Genomic DNA, 22,560 nt, shown 5'->3' on the forward strand with positions numbered 1-22,560 from the left:
CCTTAATTATTTATAGTTACTTTTTTCGAATTTTTATAATCGCCCATATCCGATGTAATTATTTCGTCGCCGGTTTTCAGGCCACTTATAATTTCTACATAATCGAAATTGCTTAATCCGGTTTTAACAGTGCGCCGCTCTGCAACACCATTTTTTAATACGAAAACTTCCTGTAAATTCGAACCATTAAATGCCGGTCCATTAGCAACTTTGAGCACCCCATTACGGGTATCGGTTACTAAAAACACATCGACTTTCTGATTTGGTCTTAACTCTTTACTGTCCTTTTGGTTTAGTTGAATATCGAAGGAAACGATTGCATTAGCCACCGCCGGCGAAATGTTAACGATAGAACCCCTTAATTGTATTTCGCCGATTCTGATAATTGCCGGCATGTTGTTATGAATCTTATCCAATAAATTATCAGACATGCTTCCGGCAACCTTAAAGCCACTTAGATCTGCAATACGGACTAAAGCATCGCCCTCATGTACGCTGGCGCCAATGTTTTTATTTACCCACGTGATAACGCCCGGTCTGGTGGCCATAACATCGGCTAAATCGAGTTTACGTTTCAAAGCATCAAGGTCTTTCTTTTGAATTGCAAGCGCAATTTCAGCTTCCCTGATTTCGATTTTCATGGTTTGTTGTTTACTTTTTATTTCATTTTCGAGTTGAAGTTTTTCCAAATCAGCAACCTTTAAATCAAGTTCGGCCCGTTCAACATCTTCTTTCGTGCCACCTCCGGCTTTTAGTAAGCGCTTCGCGGCAGATACGGCATCTTTGAGATTGCTGATTCGCAGCTGTTTGATGCTGTTATTCGATTTAATATCAAAAAAACTTTTCTCCAGGTCCAATCTCAGTTTGCGAATTTCGTTTTCTTTAGATTCCATCTGAAATTGCAGTTTTCCATAATCGGTTTGGCTAAGCGATTTATCGAGCATCAAAATCGATTGGCCAGCCTTAACCTTATTTCCAGCATCCATTAAAACTTTTTTTACAGATGCATTTATAGGACTCGTTAAAACCTCTTCGAATTCGGGCAGCACTTCTCCGGTTGCATTAATCGTATTTTCAATTATTCCAGTTTCAACTTTTGCCGTTGTAATGTCTGAAGCGGTTAAAGCAGGCTTAAAATAAAACCGTACAAACCAAACAGCTGCTACAATCACAACTAAAACAATGAAGATTATAACATATGCATTCTTCCTCTTTTTTGATAAAACCTCTTCTTCAATAAGTTTGTCCATTAAGCTTTTTTTTGAACAAGCTTTTACAAGCCGAATGCCAATATTAACAAACTAATATTCAATAGTTTACAAAATAGTAGAATTTGAAAAATGCCCGATATCGAACGCTTTGTTTGTTATCGAACGTTTAACTCAAAAAGGAAAATCAATTAGAAATTACTTCAACAGAACATTACCTTTACAATATGAAAAGATTGAACAGTGAAACCCCAAACGACGAGTTACAGGATGTTAAAAAGGGCGACCTGGTTACCGATACTTTTAGCAAAACCGGGCTGGTAGAAAGCATAAACGTTACAGACGACGGTTTGTACAGAATTTATGAATTCAATCTGGTAACGGGGCGAACCATCACCGTAAAGAAATAAAAAAGAGGGGTTAAAAACCCCTCTCTCAAAATTGCCTTGAAATCTATCATTAGTGGTAATGATATATTTCTTGCAATCAAAGTAATGTAACACCATAGTTTAGTATGCGCCTGGTTTTCAGATAAATCTGTAATTGCAGACACCTTATGAATTACATTGATTACGCAAAAACAATTATTATTCCAGTTTTTGCGTAGGTCTTGAAATATTCTTAATTGCGATTGTTTACAACCTGGCAATTTTGTTTATTGCCGCAGCCATATTTCCGCCACCTGTTTTTGCTATGATATGCTTTCTGTGACTTTTAACCGTTTCGATGCACAAATATAGTTTCCCGGCAATTTCTTTGCTCGTAAAACCCTGTTTTGCCAACTCTAAAACTTCCTTTTCCCGTTTTGATAATGTTTGGCTAAGCTCCGAAAATTCCGTTTCATGGCAAAGCACGTATGTTCCTCCGGGTGAAAGTTTGTGAACGGTTAAATTAATGGCGTTGTTAAACTTAAAACCAGTTATATCAGTGCAGTTTATATATTCTAAAGTAGGTTTGCCATCGTTTGTAAAACTCACGAAACTGCTTTGCCTTAGCATGGTAACATAGTTATTATCATATGTTCTCATCCTGATGTTGTAGCTAAACCTTAATTTGCCACGCTGTTCGGCTGGGGTGCTGTAATAGAAATTAAAAATGGCTTTATGAATTTCCCGCAAAAGTTCCAAATCGGCCGGATGGACAACACTTAGCGCAAAATTTAAACCGCGGTTTAGAAACATTGCAGCATCATAACCTAATATTTTCTTTATCGATGGACTTATCGATTGATATTGCATAAAGGTCCAATTGAAAACAGCCTGATAACCTGTAGCACTTTCTGCAAATTTATAAGATTCGGAAACCGGGTTTGGAACTACGGGTGTAAACTGCTGTAATTTTGTTGAATAGCCGGCAAGTCGGTACAATTCGCCGGTTGAGAGAATATTCAATAGATTCATAACTGTAGTTTATAGGGCATGTAAAACTAGTAAAATTTTTCAGCACTTAATAACCTGAAAATCACTCTTTTGAGGGATTATTATCAACAGTAATATTTTTGATATTGCAGATTAAATTAATCTCCGAAAAAATGATTAACAACGTAGCTTTTGACGTGGTTATCGGGCTGGTATTTATTTACCTTCTTTATAGTTTGTTGGCTACAGTTATTGCTGAAATTGTTGCTACCAAACTCGGCTTACGGGCAAGAAACCTAAAAGAAGCGGTTAATAGAATGCTTACGGATGAAGATGCGTATTATCTAAAAGGGAAATGGTACGACTTTCTGGGGAAATGGCTGCTCGAAAAACTGGCCAGATTAACCGATTCTTTAAGGCTGATGAAAAATCCGAAAAACCCAATCATCACTAGGTTTTACAATAATCCCGAAATTAAATACCTCGGCAGCTCCGGTCTGTTTAAATATCCCTCATCATTTAAAGCAGTTAGTTTTTCCAAAACCTTGCTCTATATGTTAAATGGTAATACGCCATTGTTTGCAAATAATATTGATGCCACACTCAGAAATGAAGCCCAGAAGGTTTTAGGCAGGGAAACTGCAGAATATGTTTTAAACATTTGGGAAGATTCAGAGCATAATATTGTTAAATTCAAAATGCAGCTTGAGGCCTGGTTTGACAGAAGTATGGAACAGGCAACAGAATGGTATAAAAGAAAAATTCGGATTGTATTGCTCATCATCGGGTTTATGATGGCCTGGCTATTTAACGCAGATACAATTTCCATTACCCATAAACTTTCGAAAGATAAAAATGCAAGGGAGCAAATGGTGTTGCTTACTGCTTCTTTTTTAAAATCTAATCCGCCAAAGCCGGAAGACATTTCTCAATCATTAACCGATAAAGAGGCCCGCGAATACCAGCAAAACCTCGATTCTTTAATGTCGGTTAAGGCTACCATTGAGGCTGATATTGAATCGACGAAAACACTTTTAGGTTACGGAAGCTGGCCACCTGATTCGGTTGAGGTTCTAAAAACTGGAAATCAAAGCAAATTCAGGCCACAAATTGATGCTTCCCTCCTGTCTGTTAACCAGAAAATACAATCGCAACTTAAAAACTATGTGTTTTTTAGCACTAACGATAAATGGAACTACTTTTTTGGAATTTTCAGCAGGCATTTCTGGGGCTTCCTCATTACGGCAATTGCAATCTCTTTGGGTGCGCCATTCTGGTTCGATTTGCTAAATAAACTGATGAGCTTGAGAACATCAAATAAAGAACAAACGCAAAGCACAAATACCAATGCAAACAATACCGTAAAACCATCAGAAAGCAGATAGATATGGTTACACTTAAAGTTACAATTAATGGCGGCATTGCACCTTTACCGGTTAAAATTTATGTAGATAACCTCGCCAGCACAAATGATTTTCGCTTCACCAGAGATGAATCTTTCGAAGAGCCATTAAACCTGCAACCGGGAAAATATTCGATTATGGTTGGCGGTAAAAATCCTGAAAATGGAAATACTGATGTTTCCTTAACGGGCGAATTTATTGATGGGCCTGAACCTCAATCGAGTTTTAACCGCTCAACGCCTGTATTTTCAGTACTTTTTTTTATCGAAGTTTAAATTGATGTTATGAAAAAGGCGCTGCTTTTCGGCTTACTAATCTTATTTAATTTGAACTTGTTTGCGCAAACGGTGAAAGACAGTTTGCAAACGGCCGTTTACAGCTTGAAAAAAGAGAAATTAAGTTATTTAATCAAGTCTGCAGAAAACTTAAAATCAGGAAATTATAAAGATGTTTTTTATAGTTTTTTCCAATTAGCGGCTAAAGATTTAACAGGCCAGAACAAGGCATTCGGTTTCAACAGTACGCTTTTTGCCATAAAGTTAAAGCTAGACTCATCTTTAAACCATGATTACAATTTAAGGAAGCAAAATTTTGCACGCAATTTCCAGTTTAATGTGAAGCTCAATTTAGATACCGCTTTAAAGTTTAAAGGCTTTACCGGCGGCATCACCTATGCAATTGTAAACCAACGCGACCATCAACTTGCCAATTTTACCGGGAGCTATCTCGGGAAGGTATTATACCCTTTGCTAGATACTATACAAAAACAGTCGGCAGCTTACACGACAATGATTGTAAATCAAAATTTACCCCGCGAGAAACGTTCAGCGCTATTGTCTCAAATGCAACAAGGAATCGATTCTTTGCTGGCAAATTATACGGTCAGTTACTTGCCTGACGCATTTTTTAAAGGCCTTAAATACCCTTCCGCACTCATTGCTTCTCTAAAAAAAATCGATCAAATTTCTGATTCGCTTTACAAGGAACTGGATAAAAAATGGCTGTGGACTGTAAGCGGAAATGCATCAACCGGTAAAACCGGCCGATTTAACCGGGCGGGTATTGAAACCATTCTCCTGAAAGGCAAAAAACCAGAATTGGATATCAGAGCAGGCGTTTATTACGCAGACACGCTTGTGCAAAGAAGAATTTCGAGGTTTGTAAGCAGTGTTTCTGCCGGCTTCAATTTTCCGCTGTTGATTGTAAAAAAAGCAAGTACTATCGAATTTAAACCTTGCCTCGAGTACAGCCGGATTCTAAGAAATGCACTTCCCAACGAAGATAAGTACCGGATTTTAGCAAACGCAGATTTAAGATTCAGGATTACCGAAGGGCTTTGGCTTCCATTAACGATAAAATATGATTTACAGCACAATAACCTGTTGGGTTTCTTAAACGTATCAATAAATCTGAAAGGGATTAATAGTAATTAAACAAAAAGATTATGGCATATAAAATTCTTTCTTTAGATGGTGGCGGCTCCTGGGCTGTTATTCAGGCAAGGGTACTTCTGGATATTTATGGCGATTTGAACGGGCATGAACTATTAAAAAAATTCGACCTCGCCATTGCAAATTCGGGTGGCAGCCTTGTTTTAGCCACACTTTGTAATAACATGAAACTAAGTGAAATTATCTCCGTTTTTGAAGATGAGGCGAAGCGAAAGCAGGTATTTTCTAAGCTTTCCTTTTGGGAAAAGTTACGTTGGAGAAATATTGCCAGTTTAACAAACGTGCTCGGCCCAAAATACAGCATGGAGCGCAAAATGTCGGGCTTGCAAAACGTTTTAAAGCCGTATAACAGCTTAATGACCCAGGGCAAAACCACAAAGCCTACGCTGGAGATAGCGCTAAACGAACTTCCGAAAATTATCGGCAAACCAGAATTGCAGTTAATAATCGTTGGCTTCGATTATTTTAGGCAAAGGGCTACCTTTTTTCGTTCAAATGCCAGCAGCAAAACCGATATTTTTAGTGGTGGCAAATACTATCAGGTTAGCCTGGGGCACGCCATCCACTCCTCTAGTAATGCTCCTGTTAATTATTTCGATGCCCCTGCCGAAATTACAATAAACCAAATGAACGGAAACGATATCCGTAAAACGAAAATGTGGGATGGAGCAGTTTCGGGCTTCAACAATCCTGTGTTAGCTGGCCTGATTGAAGCCATAACAAACAATTCTATCCCGATGAGCGATTACAAAATTCTCTCTCTCGGCACCGGAACCGGCGGGCAGGCCATGATTGCAGACTACCAGACTTCATCTAACACAGAAATTAAAGCAATTTTTGACAGGAATGAAGATAATAATCTGGCATTTACAGACTACGACTTAACTTTTGTTTCAGACATAAAAAAAATGTCGACAAGTATTCTCGGAGATCCGCCTGATTCTGCAACTTTTATCGCTTATTCAATTTTAGATCCTGCACTCACAAATAAGGCATGTTTAGTGCGGATTAACCCCTGTATAAAGCCCGTTCTAAACCCAAAAAGCCTTGTATTTGAAGCGCCCGACGTTTATAAAAGTGAACCGAACGGCCAGGAGCTTTTCATTAAATTAATGGATTTAGATATGGATGCTGTTGCAAATGAGGAAGTTGCGCTTATTACCCAGCTTTGCAGCAAATTTATAACGCAAAACAGCGTTTGCCTTCCCAATCAATTAATAAGAGGCGATGGTAATGGCATCCATCTTGGCGATGATAATTACCAAAAGGCCAAAGCCAGGTGGCTAAGCTGCAACCCGATTTAAAGAAAATAAAGATGTCGAAACTTTTCACTTTTAGCCGAAATCAGGGTGTGGTTATGGTTACCCTACTTTTTGTTCTGTTGCTCGGCGGGATTTATTTTTTCATGTACATCCCAAACAACCAGAGAAATCTTGAAGAGCAGCGTTTCAGGTGTTTACAAAACGTTGAATTAAACATCCACGCTAAAATTGATAATTCGGTAGCCTTACTAAATAACTTACTCATAACATGGCAAAAAAACGACTCTCAATACAATCAAAAACGGTTAGCGCAATACATAAAAAATTATCCTCAGCAAAATTTTACCTTACTACCCATTAAAGCTGTAGAAAAAACGGCTGGTAACGACCTTGGAGACAGCACCTGCAATATCGACCTCAATAAGCAGGAACTGATCATTTATCTGAAAAAAAACGGAAATCAAATTGGTCTTAAGTATAGCATCAGTCAATTTATAGATCCGCTGTTGCCACGCGATATCTATAATGAATATATTTTGCTAAAGTCGAGTAAAATCGTTTATCAAACTTTTCCCAGTGGGATAACTAATATTACCACTGATTCTTTGAAAACTGATAAGAGTGCATTTGCCGGCGGACAAGTGAAAAACATTGAACTAAGTGGTACACAATACAAACTTTTTTCGCAACAGCTGAGTTTAAATGCCGATTCTGTTTTGACCATTACAGGATTGCTGAAAGACCAAAATTATCAACATGAGAAAAGCAAGCTGCAGGAAAACGTAGTATTGCTTTTATTAATACTTGCAATAGCAACCATACTCGCATTACCATGGATTAAGTTGTACCAAATGGGGAATAAAGACAGACTTACCGTTACTGACGGTTTGTTCTCCTTTGCAGTTTCAATGCTGCTTATGTCGATACTTTTCTTTGCCTTTTTTAAGTACAACGTTTTATTGCGACCAGGAGAAAATCTGTCTCGAAAAATTGGCAATAACCTGGCAAAGCAACTGGAAACTAGCTTTAAAACCGAAACGAATGCAGCTTACAAACTGTTAACCAGATTAGATCAAATTAGAACCAATAACAAAAATGCTTCGGCCTTTATAAATTTTAGTGATAAAAATATAAACTACAAATACCGGGATTCCGGGGAATTAAACTCAACAACAATCTTTGCCAATAAGATCGATTCGATCACAAAAGGGATCAACATCAATCAGGTTTTTTGGCTCAAAAATAACGGCTCCGAAACTAATAATTGGTCGGCAGCAGCCAATATTGCCCCGCCCGGAAACTTTGCAAACCGCAGTTACTTTACAAATCTTCAAAATAAAAGCGCATATTTTCTGCCACCGCCAAACAAACAGCCTTACTATTTAGATCAGGTAATATCGTGGACAACCGGTCAGTTTACCTCCGTTATTTCAAAACCTTCAGTTAATAAAGGCACTCCGGTGGCCGCAATGTCTTTCAACTTTAAGTGCTTAAATAAATCAATACTTCCTTCGGGGTTTCTCTTCGCAATTATAAACAGCGATGGAAAAGTATTGTATCATTCAAATGCATCAAAAAACTTAAATGAGAATTTGTTAAATGAGTTTTCAGAGAAAGAAAGACTGAAAACAGCCATTTTAACACACGGGAATGGATTTTTCTATACCCAATATTTGGGCAAAGAATATTACGCCACCGTAAAATCAATCGATAATTTACCTTTTCAAATCATTGTTCTCGAAGATAAGGATTACAAAAACATTAGAGATATAAATGTATTCAGCTTTAGCTTCGTGATGCTGTTTGGCTTCTTTTTGTTACTCATTTTGCAAATTCTTGTCGTTTTTGGCTTCTCTCAGAAAACAACATTCTTTAAAAAACATTATTTTGATATTTCATGGATTGGCCCGAACAAAAACTTTGCGCATCAATACAATCTTGCAATCGTTTATAATGTTATTAATATAGTTCTGCTTATAATTTTTTACCAGTTCACCAGTTTTCTTCAATTTTTGTTTATCCTTTTTATTTCGTCAACCTCCGTAACCTTATTTTTAAATTATAAGTATTCAAAAAGTTATTTTAAAACAACAACAGAAAAGTTTAAGCTTAAAAGGAATTCCAATATAGCGCTTATTATTGTGCTAATACTGATAAACCTGGCCGCCATAATTATCATAGAGCCAATCAAGTTTTTTGCTTTTGAGGCTATTTTATTACTCACCGTTGTGGTTTTCCTTAAGGTTTCTGAACAGACATTTAAGTGGGGAAATCACCTTTCGTCATTTTTTACTAAAAACTGGAACTTCAGCAATAGTTATTCGCTAATGATTTTCACCAGGCTCATCATAACAAGTGGTTTGCCCGTAATGCTCTTCTTTACCGCATCTTATAATTACGAACTTAAGATGACTACGCGTTACCGCCATTTGCAATTTGCGAAAGAATTGCTTGATAAGTACCCCGCACTTGACAAGAAAATGAAATATAACGATGTTTATATAGACAGCGTTTGGATTAGAAGTTTTAAGGAAACGAAGAACATGCCGGTAATAAAGGTGTCGAATGAGGAGAAACATACGGCAACTTTGTTTAAATACCTTACCAATTACACAACCAAGCAATTACCCGATATCGACCAAAACAACCCAGATAGTTCCGAAAATTTCATGTTCTTTTCACCGCTTTTCGAACCTGGAAAAACAGAAAGCTATCATAAACTGCCTACCGGGAAATACATCCAGCTTCGCTCTTTGAGGATACAATATATTGCCCCAACAACATATAAAAGCAACAAATGGTATTTAGGTATTATTTATTGGGTGCTGTTTTTTTCTGCATTACTGGCTTTCGGGGTCGTTCTCCATGGCATCTTCAGGAAACTTTTTGCATTAAATCTTCCGCTTACCAAAGGTTGGCAGGAAATTGATGAGCTCCTGTTAACCAATAATGAGCTTAACTCACTACTTTTTGTAATTGGCTCGCCAGGCTCCGGAAAACTATTGAAATTTAAAAAACTCATCGAAGCGAAAAGAATAACCGGGAAAGACGATGCGGTGCTTATTCTTGATGAAGCGAACAAAGCAAAAAGTAATGTTTTTATTGCCGATTTGATTTTAATACCTGAAAATGCCGACGAAGCAAAAAGTGACCCACATTGGCTGGAGATGCAAGATTTGGCGCTGAATAAAGATTATGCGCTGGTTATTGTTAATCATTTTGAGTACGACATAAAGAACCCCGCAACAAATGCCGCAAAGCTCAATTTTATGGAAGCCTTGTTGCAGCGAAATAAAAGTAAAATTGTAATCGTTTCAACGGTGCATCCGGTTAATTTTTTAGATTCTTTAAATCAGCAGGAGCTGTTTAGAGAAGAGGATAACCGCCATCCCGAACACGATTTAGAACGGTGGCATGTGCTGCTTGGGCATTTTAGAATTGTTATCGAAAAATTAGAAACCGGACCGGTAAAAGTTGATGCAGATGCGCCTCTGTGGAAAAAAATACTGATGATGGAAACGCAGAGTGGACATTTTTTGGAAAAAATGCAAAAACCTGTTGTTAGTAGGATGGAAAATCTGGCCGAAGAAGAATCGTTGCAGATAGATGGAGATGCTCTGGCATTTAAAATACAAATCACATCACATTATTTCTACATGTATTTATGGCAATCTTTAACCAAAGAAGAGAAATTTTTACTCTATGATTTAGCTGAAGATGGCCTGGTAAATCCTTACGACGATTATAACCTTACCTTACTGATCAGCAAAGGTATCATCACCAAAGATGATGGTGTTCTTCGGCTTTTTAATAAAGGCTTCCGGAATTTTATACTTACAGCTATTGGCAATTCTGAAGCGATAAAAATCAGAAACCAGATAAAAGATAATGGTAACTGGAAAAACCTGAAAACACCACTTATGATTTTGATTGTCGCCATTTTAGCCTTTCTATTTACCTCTCAGCAAGAAGCATATTCGACTGTAATTAAATATTTAACCATTTTCTCGGTCGGCGTGCCGGCAATACTTAAGTTTTTTTCCATGTTTACTGCAGAAAAAGCCGAAAAAAGCTAAACCAGATTTCTAGCTTTTTGCAGCTTTAAAACTAATAGCGTTTGCAAAACCTTCTATGAGCTTTTTTATTGTTGTGCAGAAATATAAAAAAACCAATTTATTGAGGATATTTGCCTCAAAATATAGCAGATGCAAAACATTAAAAACATCATTTTCGATTACGGCAACGTAATTTTCGATATTGATTTTAGAATAGCTCAGGATTCATTTAAAAAATTAGGCATTACCGATATTGAAAATTTCTTTGCACACAAAGCACATAATCAGCTGTTTGATGATTTCGAAACCGGGGCCATTTCGCCTGCCGAATTTAGAGCCGGGATTAGGGATGCGGCCAAAAAACCTGAACTTACAGACGCTGAGATTGATGAGGCGTGGAACAGCTTATTAATTGGAACAATTCAGGAAAACCATGATTTACTCTTGAAGGTTAAAGAAAAATACCGCACATTTCTTTTGAGTAACAATAACGAAATTCACTATGATTGGATTATTAATTACCTGAAAACAACATTTAAAATTAACAACTACGATGACTATTTTGAGAAAGCCTATTTTTCTCAGCAAATGAAGTTACGTAAACCCAACACTAATATTTTTGAACAGGTTTTGAAGGAAAATAACCTCAATCCTGCCGAAACTTTATTTATTGATGATAGTCCGCAGCATATTGCAGGTGCTGAAAAAGTTGGCCTTAACACGCTGTTAATGACCGAAAAGCCAGCAAATCTTGAAACTGTGTTAAAAGCAAATGGAATTTTATAATTAAATTATGGCAGAAAAAAAATTTAAATCGCTGCAGGAATTTTACCCCTTTTATTTAAGCGAACACACCAACACTACTTCGAGAATTTTGCACTTTATTGGAACTGGTTTGGTTGCCCTGGCTTTTGTTACCGGCTTTTTATTTCACGATTGGCGTTTTTTCTTAGCGATGCCTGTTTTAGGTTATGGCTTTGCCTGGGTTGGCCATTTCTTTTTTGAGAAAAATAAACCTGCCACTTTTCAATATCCTGGTTATAGCCTTGCCAGCGATTTTCTTCTATTCTACGATTTACTAACCGGGAAACAAGCCTTTGTGGTAAGAAAGTAATGTTGCCGTGGTGTTGTGGGTAATGCTTTTTTATACCAGTTTTGTCCCAGAACCAGAGAAGGCATGGAAAACACTTTTTACACCAAGTTTTGTGAATCTTCTTGGGTTAGGATGGTTCGTTAGTCGGGATTTGCTATGCCGTTTTTATATAATTTGCCACAGAAACACAGAAAGCACGGAAAACATGTTCCACAATAGGTTGATTAAATCTTCTTTGGTTACGGTGCTTCGGTAGTCGGAATTTGCTATGCCCCTCTTTTATAAATTTTGCCACAGAAACACAGAAGGCACGGAAAACATCTTCCACAATAGGTTGATCAAATCCTCTTTGGTTACGGTTCTTCGTTGGTCTGGATTTGCAATGTCAACTTTAGCACCGAACCGCGTGTTTAAACCCGATTGCAGCGATATCCGCCAGTTTTTCACTGGCGATTTAGCGTAAAGCGGGACTGTATGATCCGAAGTGTTATGGAGCGCTCATTTCCAAAAAACTCAATCAATTAAACAACAAGCAACCCTGAAAAGCAAGTTAAAGCTTTCTTCGTTTCAGTTCCCTTTCAATTAAGCCAAGCTCTCTCCCGGTTTGCCCGGCAACTGATGTGTTTTCTTGTGCTCGCCTGAACAAATAGGGCATAACCGCCTTAATCGGGCCATAGGGAACATATTTTGCCACATTATAGCCTGCATCTGCAAGGTTAAAACTTAAATTATCGCTCATCCCTAAAAGCTGCGCAAAATACACGTGAGGATGATTGTGAGGTATTTTTTTCTCGTCTAAAAGATAAGTTAACAAGCGGCTGCTATCTTCATTATGGGTTCCGCAAACGATCGCGATTTCCTCGATATGGTCAACACAGTAGCGCAGCGATTCGTTATAATCCCGATCCGATGATGCTTTATCGGGCTGAATTGGCGATGGATAGCCCATTTCAGCAGCACGTTTACGTTCCTTTTCCATGTAAGCACCACGAACCATTTTTACCCCCAAAATGAAGCCGGCGGCTTTAGCAATTAAATGGTCTGCTTTCATATCGGCCAGTTTATCATGGCGATACATTTGATAGGTATTGTAAACGATAATGCGCTCTTTGTTAAACTTTCGCATCATATCCAAAGCCAAATCGTCAATCGTATCCTGAATCCAGGTTTCTTCGGCATCAATCATTACCGGAACGCCTTTATCAAACGCCGTTCGGCATATCATCTCACAACGCAACCTTACCTTTTCAAACTCCGCCTGCTCTGCCGGACTCAACGTTTTTTTCGCATCTAACCGTTCCAGTAACCCAAAACGGCCAATCCCTGTAATTTTAAAAACGGTAATCGGTATGTTCAAATCTCCGTCAGCACGAAGTATGGTGCGGATAATTTCCTGGCAAGTGTTATCAAATACAATCTCCTTGTCCTCGCCTTCAACCGAATAATCCAAAATGGTTCCAACACCGCCTTTTGCAAGTTGTGCAATTGCCTTATCGCACTCGGCAATGGTTTCGCCACCACAAAACTGCTGGAAGATAGTAGCTTTAATAGCGCCTTGAACCGGCAAGCCAATGTTTAGAAAAAAATTCGTTATCGGCGGACCAACCTTTGTTAAAAAGTTGCTGCCGATCATTTTAAACAGCCAAAACGCCTTCTTTAATTCAGCATTTGTTTTTTGACGAAAAGCAACTTCGGTGTTATCGAAATTAGGTTGTTTAGCAGGTAATGAATCAATCATTTGATGTTTAATAAGTCAGATGGATGCAAAATTATAAAAACCATCCATTCTACGAACGTAAAACCTCTAAATAATCGTATTTTTGCAGCAAAATGATACAATTCAAATTAGAAGGCGAATTTATACCGCTGATCCAATTGTTAAAAGCCACTGGGCTGGTGGGTACCGGTGGAGATGCGCAGGCTGTTGTAATGGATGGCCTGGTTAAATGCAACGGAGAAGTAGAATTCCGCAAACGCTATAAAGTTAGAGTGGGCGATATCATCACGTTTGAACAAGATAAAATCGAAGTAATATAATGCAGACTTTAACCAGTGCAGGCCATTCGCTTTATTTCGAAAGCAACTTAGAAGCCTTAAAATCCCTTTTAGAAAGCAATAAATACAGCAAGGTTTTTATCCTTGCTGATGAGCACACCAGCGAAATCTGCTTACCAGTTCTTCAATCTATGTTGGATGACTATGCTGACTTTGATTTAATAGAAACATCGGCCGGCGAGGAAAATAAAAACATCGATTTTTGTATTGGCATCTGGAAAACGCTTTTAGACTTTGAGGCCGACAGAAAAAGTTTAATCATAAATTTAGGTGGTGGCGTAATTACAGATATGGGCGGCTTTATTGCCTCTACATATAAACGCGGCATAGATTTCGTCAATGTACCTACAACGCTCCTTTCGCAGGTAGATGCTTCTGTAGGTGGCAAAACTGGCATCGATATAGACAATGTTAAGAATATGGTTGGCACTTTTACCTTGCCCCAAATGGTTTTTATCGAAACCAGATTTCTGGAAAGCCTGCCCGAACGCGAACTTCTTTCAGGCTTTGCCGAAATGATTAAGCACGGCTTAATTTATGACAAAGATTATTACGAAAAGTTAAAAAGCACTCATTATTTAATGCCTTCGGCAGAAGATATTTTCCGTTCTGTGGAGATTAAGAATGAGGTTGTAACCATAGATCCACACGAAAAAAATCTACGTAAAATTTTAAATTTTGGCCATACCATTGGCCACGCTATTGAAAGTTACGCGCTGGCAAATGATGAGAAACCGTTAACCCATGGCGAAGCAATTGCGATTGGTTTTATTTGCGAAGCAACTATATCAGTTAAGTATTGCGGTTTAACAAAAGATGAGCATAAAGATATTTGCGATTACCTGATATCGATATATCCAAAATATGAGATTAAAAGGGAAAGCTTCGATGCGCTTTTGGAGTTAATGAAAAGCGATAAAAAGAATGAAGACGGAAATATTCTGTTTTCGCTGCTGGAAAATATAGGAAAATGCACGTTTAATTGCCGTGTTAGCTCTGTTGATATATTACGCAGTTTAGATTATTATAACAGTTTGTAAAATGAAATTTACCGGAAGTGATATTTCTGTAGGCGGCTTGTTTGGCTTCGTAATCGTTTTAACCTTGGTTGAAATGTATTTTAGCTATGCGCATGATAAAAAATTGTATACCAAACGCGATACCTGGACCAACATTTATTTAATGATAGCAGCCGTTATTATTAATCTGGGCATGAAAACTGCTACATTTTTCTTGCTCGAATATTGTTACCAGTTCCGTTTATTCCAAATTGCCAATGTTTGGATTTACTGGCTGGTGTTAATTCTGGCTCAGGATTTTCTCTATTGGTTTTTACATACTGTTGGGCACTACGTGCGCTTCTTTTGGGCCATGCATGTAACGCATCACTCATCCGAACACTTTAATTTAACCACAGGTTTTCGCTCTACCGTTTTCGAACCATTATATCGTGTATTTTTCTATTTGCCGTTGGCATTTATGGGTTTTACAGCAATGGATATCCTTTTTGCATACCTTGTTACACAAATTTATGGCAACCTTGTACATACGCAGTATAAAATTAATTTTCCGAAATGGTACGAGTATATTTTCGTAACGCCATCGCACCATCGTGTTCATCATGCCAGTAATGTACGCTATCTGGATAAAAATATGGGCATGGTTTTAATTCTCTGGGATAGATGGTTTGGTACTTTTCAAGCAGAATTGCCGGAAGACAAAATTAAATATGGCTTAACAACCCAACCGAAAGATACCGGCCCGGTGAATATTATTTTTCATGAATTTATTTCGCTCCGTGCCGATGTTAAGAAGGCTCCAACTTTTATGGATAAGGTTAAATACATCATCAACCCGCCCGGATGGAGCCATGATGGCAGTACTAAAATTGCAAAAATAATGCAGCAGGAGCTCCAGGAAACTGAAGCGATGGAAAAACTTAATAAGGCTAAAGATTTTATTGAAAAGCCACGAACCCTGAGTTCAACAGGATAACATTTAAACGGTCTGTATTTATGGGCCGTTTTTGTTTAAGGGGATTTTGGAATTGAAAAACAATCTAAAGATTATCGACAGCCTTTAACAATCGGCAAATCCTTATTTCATACCCATTATTAAAACGGCCTAAAAGGCACAAAATTAAATTTTCTTAAAAATAATTTAATTTTAGTATTGACAAATTAAATTTTGTTATTACATTTGGCTCATTCAAAAGCAAAAATGAAATTATTCAACACATATTACTTTGGTTACTTTTACTATTTTAGTAAGAGCCGGGGCTAATATGCAAAATGATAGATAACAATATTAAAATGTATAAGAAAGTCCCGGCAAACAGCCGGGACTTTTTTGTTTTACGCAAAAATGGAAACGACAAAACGAGTAGCGATTCAAGGCATCAAAGCATCTTTTCATGAGGAAGCGGCCTACAAATTCTTTGGTAAAAGCATCGAAACTGTAGAGTGCAACTCATTTAAAGAAACCTGCGATAAACTAGAGAAAAATGAGGCCGACTTCGTTGTCATGGCTATCGAAAACTCTATTGCCGGCAGTCTGTTGCCTAACTACACCTTAATCCGAGATTACGGCTTCTCGGTAGTTGGCGAAGTTTACCTTCCAATTCAATTGCATTTGATGGCCTTACCGGGCGTAAAATTTGATGACATCAAAATCGTGACCTCCCATCCTATCGCCATCCGCCAGTGCATAGATTTCTTTTACGATTATCCACATATTAAAATTGTGGAAAGCAATGATACCGCTGCCTGTGCCAAACGTATTCAGGAAGAGAAACTAACAGACACAATGGCGATTGCAAATAGCCTGGCTGCAGAACTTTACGGATTAAATATTTTGGAGCGTCGGGTAGAATCAAATAAAAAAAACTACACCCGTTTTCTCATCCTGAAAAAGGACAAAACAGACGAGGGCAAAAAGATTAATAAAGCATCAATCTGTTTTCAGGTTGGCCACAAAGCGGGTTCTTTGGCAACAGTGTTGAACATTTTTGCCGAACAGGATGTAAGCTTAACAAAAATACAATCTATGCCGGTGCTGGGAAAAAGAAACGAATACTATTTTTACGTTGATTTGGAATGGCCAAGCACCGAAAAGTACGATAAAGCCGTTAGAAAAGCACTTAAATACACGTCGAATTTCAACATTCTCGGAGAGTACCAGAAAAACGATAAAGTTTAAACTCATTAACGACTAGCATATAACAACGTTAACTTAACAAATCGCCAATCAAGGCAAAAAATTAAATAATCGAATTAAAATATATCACAAGCCATAAATCATGAAACTTAATTTAAACATTCAACCTTTAAACACCTGGTTAAACGTAAACAACGAACCATTAATTATCTCAGGACCGTGCAGTGCAGAAACTGAAGAACAATTAATAACCACAGCGCATTTGTTGGCTGCAACCGGTAAAGTGTCAGTGCTAAGAGCTGGAATCTGGAAACCCCGCACTCGTCCGGGAGAGTTTGAGGGCATCGGAAGCATTGGTTTAGAGTGGTTAAAACGTGCTAAAGCGGAAACTGGTTTACCTACAGCTGTTGAGGTTGCAAATGCGAAACATGTTGAAGAGGCTTTAGCTGCTGGCGTTGACATTCTTTGGATTGGTGCCCGTTCTACGGTAAATCCATTCACGGTACAGGAAATTGCCGATGCTTTGAAAGGACATGATGTTCCAGTTCTAATAAAAAACCCCGTAAATCCCGATTTACAATTGTGGATTGGTGCAATTGAACGTATAAACGGTGCAGGAATCACCAAAATTGGTGCAATCCACCGTGGTTTCTCGTCGTTCGAGAAAAGCTCTTTCCGCAACGAACCAATGTGGGAACTTGCTATTCAATTGAAAACATTATGCCCTGAACTGCCAATAATTAACGACCCAAGTCACATTTGCGGTAACCGTGAATTAATTCCATACATTTCTCAAAAAGCATTGGATTTAGACATGCAGGGATTGATGATCGAATCGCACGTTGATCCGTCAGTAGCGTGGACCGATGCTAAACAACAGGTTACGCCTGCTGCTTTATCTGAACTGGTAGACCGCCTAACTGTTCGCGAACCTGAAGCACCGAATGAAGCTTTTGCTGATAAACTAGCTGATTTACGTAAATCGATAGATAAAATTGACGACATTCTGCTTCAAAAATTAGGTGAGCGTATGGCAATAGTTGAAAAAATCGGCGAGTTTAAACGCGACAATCAGGTAACGATTTTACAGGTAAACCGTTGGGATGCCATCATTAAAAAAGGTCACGCATTTGCCAAGGCATTGAAGCTAGATTTAAACTTTACCGAAAAATTCCTGGAATTGATGCACGGCGAATCTATTCGTAAACAAACTGAAATTATGAACGCTGGCAAAGTTGAAAAAGGCATTGCTGCTGAGCAACACACAGAAGTAAAAGCTTAGTGCAGCTAATGGCTAAGCGGTTAAAAGGTGCGCAATCGAAAGCCTGACCTGAAGACCAAAACATTAGATACCACGTTATTCAAGGTATAGTAAGCAATTGTTTTAAAATTGTTGTTTATAAATGACGAACTAAATATAATGGTGTTGCATTCAAGCATGCGCATTCAAAGCCTGTCGAAGGACTTATTAGTAGCACTTCGACAAGCTTTGCATGACAGCGCTCCAGCAACAGCTCATTAAGAATAAAACCAGAATAAAATGTCTAAAAATGCCTTAGTTTCTTTTAAAGGAACCAAGAATATTAAAACGGAAATCCAGTTAACAGGCTCAAAAAGCGAGTGCAACAGAGCGTTAATTATCAGTGCATTAAGCAGTAAGGTGGTACAGGTTAAAAATTTGTCGAACGCTGCTGATACGGTTACACTAAATGCTATTTTAAATAATCTTGAAGAAGAACTGGAAGTAGAGATTCAGGAATCAAAAACGGTAGATGTTGGTCCTGCAGGAACCGCCATGCGCTTTCTTTCTGCATACCTTTCTGCAAAAAATGGGAATTTCCTGTTAACCGGCACCGAGCGAATGAAAAAACGCCCGATTGGTATTTTGGCTCAAGCCTTGCAAACCATCGGTGCAGATATTTCCTATGCAGAGCAAGATGGATTTCCTCCGTTAAATATTATCGGCCCATTAAATCAAAAAACCGCTCAGGTAAAAATCAAAGGTGATATAAGTAGCCAGTACATTTCTGCATTGCTGATGATTGCACCTGTTTTGCCACAAGGTTTAACTTTAGAAATCGAAGGAGAACTTACTTCAAAGCCGTATGTAGATATGACTTTAGATATGTTGGCAGAAGTTGGTATTGCACATTCGTGGATCGAAAATTCGATTACAATAGAACCACAGCCCTTTCAACCGGCAACTTTAACAGTCGAGCCTGATTGGAGTGCAGCGTCTTACTGGTATAGCATTGCAGCGTTGGCCGATTCGGCCGAAATTAGTTTGCCTGCTTTGAAGGAAAAAAGTTTGCAGGGTGATAGTCAAATTCAGAAAATCATGAAAATTTTCGGGATTGCGACTGCTAAAAATGAAAATGGCATCTTAATCACTAATTTAGGATTAGCATTAGAAACCAACCAGGTTTTGGACTTGAAAACATGCCCTGATTTGGCACAGACAATTATCGTTGTGGCCGGCGCACTAGGTAAGAATATGTCGTTTACTGGCCTGGAAACATTAAAAATTAAAGAAACCGACCGCATTGCGGCTTTGCAAAATGAACTGGCAAAGATTGGGGTTACTTTAACTGAAAACAATTTGGTTTATACCTTAAATACCGACGAACTGCATTTTCCTGAAAAAATTACCGTTGCCACCTATGAAGACCACCGCATGGCTATGGCTTTTGCGCCACTTGCATTACTAATTAATGAGGTAGAAATTGAAGAAATGCAGGTCGTAGAAAAATCTTATCCCTATTTTTGGGAAGATTTGAAAAAAGCAGGATTCTCCGTAGAAACTATTTAACATTAGATATTTAGATTGTGAGTTAACACAGTCTATCTTCAAAAAATCAACCATTTATAAATTAAATATGGCAGGCAATTCATTTGGTCATCTATTCCGCATCACCACATTTGGCGAATCTCATGGCGTGGCCATTGGCGTAATTATCGACGGGTGTCCGGCGCAGTTGGATATAGATTTAGATTTTATTCAATCAGAACTGGATAAACGCAAGCCAGGGCAATCGAAAATTACCACACAAAGGAAAGAAAGTGACACTGCTCAAATTTTGTCGGGTGTTTTCGATGGAAAAAGCACAGGGACACCAATCGCTTTGCTTATTCCTAATGAAGATCAACGTTCTAAAGATTATGGCCATAATGTAGATGTGTACCGGCCAAGCCATGCAGATTATGTTTATGATGCAAAATATGGCATCCGCGACCATCGGGGTGGCGGGCGTTCATCGGCACGAGAAACGGCTGCAAGGGTAGCCGCAGGTGCAATTGCCAAGTTATTTCTGAAACAACAAGGCATAGAGATTTTCGCTCACGTTACCTCCGTTGGTAACATTGATGCGCCGAACCTGGAAAGCAACGACTTATCGGCCTTACTGGCCATTAGAGAGGAAAATATTGTTCGCTGCGCAGACCCTGCAACAGCACATGAAATGATTGAATTTATCGATTCGGTTAGAAAAGAAGGCGACACAGTAGGTGGTAAAATCGGCTGCATAGTTAAGGGTTGCCCGGCTGGATTGGGCGAACCTGTTTTCGATAAATTACATGCTGATTTGGGAAAAGCGATGCTTAGTATTAATGCCGTACATGGTTTTGAGTATGGCTCAGGCTTTGCGGGGAGCGAATTACGAGGATCGGAACATAATGATATTCCTCAACCAAAAGCAGCAGACTCAAAAGTTTTCAAAACAACTACCAATTACGCCGGCGGCATATTAGGCGGAATTTCCAACGGCATGGATATTACATTCAAAGTGGCGTTTAAACCGGTTGCAACCATCATGCACAATCAGCAAACTATAAATGCTGCTGGTGAGGCGTCAGAAATAAAAGGCAAAGGTCGCCATGACCCCTGCGTAGTACCGAGAGCAGTTGTAATTGTTGAAGCCATGGCTGCATTAGTATTGGCAGACCAGTTTTTAAGGAATAAAGTGAGTGTGGTTTAGCAAAAAAACTCATTTTAAGATGCGATGAACTCTTTCTTACAACATAAATTATTTCACACCTCATAATTACGGAACTTTATTTATCAAGATAGCAAATCATGAAAATCCTCTCTATCCTCCTGATATTCCTAAGTGTAAACACTTTTGCTCAATCGTTTTCCGAGCAAATTGCAAAGCATCGCGAAAGCTACAAACAGGATTTTGTTAAGGACAATTACGCTCCCTTGAAGGAAAATGACTTGCAAAACCTTCATTTTTACGATGCCGACAGTACCTTTCGAATTTTGGCAGATGTCGAAATTTTAAAAAACCAAAAGGTGTTTAAAATGCCCACCTATGACGGAACAAGCAAAGAATTTTATAGATATGCGAAAATTAATTTCAGCTTAAACGGAAAAACGGTTACGATGACTTTATACAAGAGCATGGCCTTAGCTGGCAATCCGGCGTATAAGGATTTACTGTTTTTGCCTTTTACCGACGAAACAAACAATAAAGAAACCTATGGTGGCGGTAGGTATATAGATTTGAGTTCGAAAGCGATTGCAAACAACAAAATCGAAATCGACTTTAACAAAGCTTATAACCCGTATTGTGCTTATAGCGATGGCTACCGTTGCCCTGTTCCGCCTGAAGAGAACGACTTGCAATTAGAAATTAAGGCCGGCGAAATGAATTACACGGGCGAAAAGAAACATAAAAAGTGATTTCTCGTCCATTGGCGGATTAAAATCTTATATTTAGGTAAAACAAATGTTACAAAATGCTTGTTTAAGAAATCTAAATTGACCCTTGCTATGTATAGTTGTTTGATAATTGACGATAATGAAATAGAGCGTGACGCTATCGAATTGCATTTAAGAAAAATACCGAATCTGAATATTGTTGCCATTTGTAAGAACGGAATTGAGGCTGCAACTATCCTATCCAAACAAGATGTAAATATCGTTTTCTCGGACATAGACATGCCTGAACTCTCAGGCACGGAGCTTTATAAATCCCTAAAAAACAAGCCCTTATTTATATTCATTACCTCTCATAGCCATTATGCGGCAGAGAGTTTTGATTTAGATGCCATCGATTTTGTAGTAAAACCCGCCACATTTGAACGGCTGTTGAAAGCGACAAACAAAGCGATTGAGTATATTGAGCTTAGAAAAAATGCTTCCCAAATAAGTGATGACCTCACCAAATCGGTTGAAAATAACGACGATTATTTCTTTTTCAGAGAAACTAAAGGCATCACCAAATTAAATTACAAAGATGTTATTTACATCGAGAGCATGGGCGATTTTTCTAAAATCTACACCAGCGACGAAAAGCATGTTATACTGGTTGGACTAAAAAATCTGGAAAAGCAACTACCTGATTTTTTTGCGAGAGTGCATAAACAATACATCATAAATGTTAACCACATCTCAACAATAACATCGCACGAAGTTCATTTAACGCAAAACTTTACCGTGCCAATAAGCGCAATGAACAGGCAGGAACTTTTAGACAAGGTGATTGACAAAAAAACTTTATCGAGATTTAAAAAATAAA

General features: G+C 38.3%; 20 protein-coding genes. 17 read left to right on the top strand and 3 right to left on the bottom strand.

All coding sequences use genetic code 11. From position 1 onward, the window contains the following. Positions 1-2 precede the first annotated feature (2 nt). On the bottom strand, positions 3-1,250 hold the full coding sequence (locus tag AC0IWT_RS07265; RefSeq protein ID WP_471796635.1) for an efflux RND transporter periplasmic adaptor subunit: 1,248 nt from the start codon (positions 1,248-1,250) through the stop codon (positions 3-5). 185 nt (positions 1,251-1,435) lie between these two features. Between AC0IWT_RS07265 and AC0IWT_RS07270 the strand changes: the two genes are divergently transcribed. Continuing rightward, positions 1,436-1,618, top strand: coding sequence for a hypothetical protein (locus tag AC0IWT_RS07270; protein WP_056871118.1), 183 nt, complete (start codon positions 1,436-1,438; stop codon positions 1,616-1,618). A 225-nt stretch (positions 1,619-1,843) separates the two neighbouring features. On the opposite strand, the gene AC0IWT_RS07275 is transcribed toward AC0IWT_RS07270, so the two are convergent. Continuing rightward, entirely contained in the window at positions 1,844-2,608 is a 765-nt protein-coding gene (locus AC0IWT_RS07275; protein ID WP_056871119.1) for a LuxR C-terminal-related transcriptional regulator, read from the bottom strand. 131 nt (positions 2,609-2,739) lie between these two features. On the opposite strand from AC0IWT_RS07275, the gene AC0IWT_RS07280 reads away from it, so the two are divergent. From AC0IWT_RS07280 to AC0IWT_RS07310, 7 genes are all read left to right on the top strand, one after another. Continuing rightward, a complete protein-coding gene (locus AC0IWT_RS07280) occupies positions 2,740-3,951 on the top strand; it encodes a hypothetical protein (protein ID WP_471796636.1) in 1,212 nt (403 codons plus the stop codon). A gap of 2 nt (positions 3,952-3,953) precedes the next feature. Continuing rightward, on the top strand, positions 3,954-4,244 hold the full coding sequence (locus AC0IWT_RS07285; protein WP_056871121.1) for a hypothetical protein: 291 nt from the start codon (positions 3,954-3,956) through the stop codon (positions 4,242-4,244). Between the two features lie 9 nt (positions 4,245-4,253). Beyond that, positions 4,254-5,402 carry a hypothetical protein gene (locus AC0IWT_RS07290; RefSeq protein WP_471796637.1) on the top strand — a complete coding sequence of 383 codons (1,149 nt, stop codon included), beginning with the start codon at positions 4,254-4,256 and terminating at the stop codon, positions 5,400-5,402. A gap of 11 nt (positions 5,403-5,413) precedes the next feature. Beyond that, a complete protein-coding gene (locus tag AC0IWT_RS07295) occupies positions 5,414-6,724 on the top strand; it encodes a patatin-like phospholipase family protein (RefSeq protein WP_471796638.1) in 1,311 nt (436 codons plus the stop codon). A gap of 11 nt (positions 6,725-6,735) precedes the next feature. Next, entirely contained in the window at positions 6,736-10,758 is a 4,023-nt protein-coding gene (locus AC0IWT_RS07300; protein ID WP_471796639.1) for a PDC sensor domain-containing protein, read from the top strand. Between the two features lie 129 nt (positions 10,759-10,887). After that, a complete protein-coding gene (locus tag AC0IWT_RS07305) occupies positions 10,888-11,523 on the top strand; it encodes an HAD family hydrolase (protein WP_471796640.1) in 636 nt (211 codons plus the stop codon). Between the two features lie 7 nt (positions 11,524-11,530). Continuing rightward, on the top strand, positions 11,531-11,851 hold the full coding sequence (locus AC0IWT_RS07310) for an Mpo1-like protein (RefSeq protein ID WP_056871126.1): 321 nt from the start codon (positions 11,531-11,533) through the stop codon (positions 11,849-11,851). A gap of 529 nt (positions 11,852-12,380) precedes the next feature. Here the strand turns inward: AC0IWT_RS07310 and AC0IWT_RS07315 are convergent. Then, positions 12,381-13,568, bottom strand: coding sequence for a proline dehydrogenase family protein (locus AC0IWT_RS07315; RefSeq protein ID WP_471796641.1), 1,188 nt, complete (start codon positions 13,566-13,568; stop codon positions 12,381-12,383). 92 nt (positions 13,569-13,660) lie between these two features. On the opposite strand from AC0IWT_RS07315, the gene AC0IWT_RS07320 reads away from it, so the two are divergent. From AC0IWT_RS07320 to AC0IWT_RS07360, 9 genes are all read left to right on the top strand, one after another. Further along, positions 13,661-13,867: an RNA-binding S4 domain-containing protein gene (locus AC0IWT_RS07320; RefSeq protein ID WP_056871128.1), complete on the top strand. Its 207-nt coding sequence runs from the start codon at positions 13,661-13,663 to the stop codon at positions 13,865-13,867. Next, positions 13,867-14,925 carry a 3-dehydroquinate synthase gene (gene aroB, locus AC0IWT_RS07325; protein ID WP_471796642.1) on the top strand — a complete coding sequence of 353 codons (1,059 nt, stop codon included), beginning with the start codon at positions 13,867-13,869 and terminating at the stop codon, positions 14,923-14,925. The genes AC0IWT_RS07320 and aroB overlap by 1 nt, the downstream gene beginning before the upstream one ends. A 1-nt stretch (position 14,926) precedes the next feature. Then, positions 14,927-15,880 carry a sterol desaturase family protein gene (locus AC0IWT_RS07330; protein ID WP_056871130.1) on the top strand — a complete coding sequence of 318 codons (954 nt, stop codon included), beginning with the start codon at positions 14,927-14,929 and terminating at the stop codon, positions 15,878-15,880. Positions 15,881-16,249: 369 nt separating this feature from the next. Beyond that, on the top strand, positions 16,250-17,083 hold the full coding sequence (locus AC0IWT_RS07335; RefSeq protein WP_056871131.1) for a prephenate dehydratase: 834 nt from the start codon (positions 16,250-16,252) through the stop codon (positions 17,081-17,083). Between the two features lie 100 nt (positions 17,084-17,183). Beyond that, positions 17,184-18,323: a chorismate mutase gene (locus tag AC0IWT_RS07340; protein WP_471796643.1), complete on the top strand. Its 1,140-nt coding sequence runs from the start codon at positions 17,184-17,186 to the stop codon at positions 18,321-18,323. Positions 18,324-18,581: 258 nt separating this feature from the next. Beyond that, positions 18,582-19,850 (top strand): 3-phosphoshikimate 1-carboxyvinyltransferase, encoded by a 1,269-nt coding sequence (aroA, locus tag AC0IWT_RS07345; protein WP_471796644.1) that lies wholly within the window; start codon positions 18,582-18,584, stop codon positions 19,848-19,850. 67 nt (positions 19,851-19,917) lie between these two features. Then, positions 19,918-21,015, top strand: a complete 1,098-nt coding sequence (gene aroC, locus AC0IWT_RS07350; protein WP_471796645.1) for a chorismate synthase — start codon at positions 19,918-19,920, stop codon at positions 21,013-21,015. Positions 21,016-21,113: 98 nt separating this feature from the next. Next, entirely contained in the window at positions 21,114-21,722 is a 609-nt protein-coding gene (locus AC0IWT_RS07355; RefSeq protein WP_471796646.1) for a DUF1684 domain-containing protein, read from the top strand. Between the two features lie 90 nt (positions 21,723-21,812). Beyond that, positions 21,813-22,559, top strand: a complete 747-nt coding sequence (locus AC0IWT_RS07360; RefSeq protein ID WP_471796647.1) for a LytR/AlgR family response regulator transcription factor — start codon at positions 21,813-21,815, stop codon at positions 22,557-22,559. Position 22,560: the final 1 nt, after the last annotated feature.

The sequence above is a fragment of the Pedobacter sp. AC464 genome (genome assembly GCF_979253075.1).

Bases quoted from the DNA above. Each gene is read 5' to 3' on its own strand.
- AC0IWT_RS07295 (WP_471796638.1), top strand. From the start codon at position 5,414: ATGGCATATAAAATTCTTTCTTTAGATGGTGGCGGCTCCTGGGCTGTT.
- AC0IWT_RS07275 (WP_056871119.1), bottom strand. From the start codon at position 2,608: ATGAATCTATTGAATATTCTCTCAACCGGCGAATTGTACCGACTTGCC.
- AC0IWT_RS07320 (WP_056871128.1), top strand. From the start codon at position 13,661: ATGATACAATTCAAATTAGAAGGCGAATTTATACCGCTGATCCAATTG.
- AC0IWT_RS07315 (WP_471796641.1), bottom strand. From the start codon at position 13,568: ATGATTGATTCATTACCTGCTAAACAACCTAATTTCGATAACACCGAA.
- AC0IWT_RS07355 (WP_471796646.1), top strand. From the start codon at position 21,114: ATGAAAATCCTCTCTATCCTCCTGATATTCCTAAGTGTAAACACTTTT.
- AC0IWT_RS07305 (WP_471796640.1), top strand. From the start codon at position 10,888: ATGCAAAACATTAAAAACATCATTTTCGATTACGGCAACGTAATTTTC.
- AC0IWT_RS07290 (WP_471796637.1), top strand. From the start codon at position 4,254: ATGAAAAAGGCGCTGCTTTTCGGCTTACTAATCTTATTTAATTTGAAC.
- aroC (WP_471796645.1), top strand. From the start codon at position 19,918: ATGGCAGGCAATTCATTTGGTCATCTATTCCGCATCACCACATTTGGC.
- AC0IWT_RS07340 (WP_471796643.1), top strand. From the start codon at position 17,184: ATGAAACTTAATTTAAACATTCAACCTTTAAACACCTGGTTAAACGTA.
- AC0IWT_RS07310 (WP_056871126.1), top strand. From the start codon at position 11,531: ATGGCAGAAAAAAAATTTAAATCGCTGCAGGAATTTTACCCCTTTTAT.
- aroB (WP_471796642.1), top strand. From the start codon at position 13,867: ATGCAGACTTTAACCAGTGCAGGCCATTCGCTTTATTTCGAAAGCAAC.
- AC0IWT_RS07335 (WP_056871131.1), top strand. From the start codon at position 16,250: ATGGAAACGACAAAACGAGTAGCGATTCAAGGCATCAAAGCATCTTTT.
- AC0IWT_RS07300 (WP_471796639.1), top strand. From the start codon at position 6,736: ATGTCGAAACTTTTCACTTTTAGCCGAAATCAGGGTGTGGTTATGGTT.
- AC0IWT_RS07285 (WP_056871121.1), top strand. From the start codon at position 3,954: ATGGTTACACTTAAAGTTACAATTAATGGCGGCATTGCACCTTTACCG.
- AC0IWT_RS07280 (WP_471796636.1), top strand. From the start codon at position 2,740: ATGATTAACAACGTAGCTTTTGACGTGGTTATCGGGCTGGTATTTATT.
- AC0IWT_RS07360 (WP_471796647.1), top strand. From the start codon at position 21,813: ATGTATAGTTGTTTGATAATTGACGATAATGAAATAGAGCGTGACGCT.
- aroA (WP_471796644.1), top strand. From the start codon at position 18,582: ATGTCTAAAAATGCCTTAGTTTCTTTTAAAGGAACCAAGAATATTAAA.
- AC0IWT_RS07270 (WP_056871118.1), top strand. From the start codon at position 1,436: ATGAAAAGATTGAACAGTGAAACCCCAAACGACGAGTTACAGGATGTT.
- AC0IWT_RS07265 (WP_471796635.1), bottom strand. From the start codon at position 1,250: ATGGACAAACTTATTGAAGAAGAGGTTTTATCAAAAAAGAGGAAGAAT.
- AC0IWT_RS07330 (WP_056871130.1), top strand. From the start codon at position 14,927: ATGAAATTTACCGGAAGTGATATTTCTGTAGGCGGCTTGTTTGGCTTC.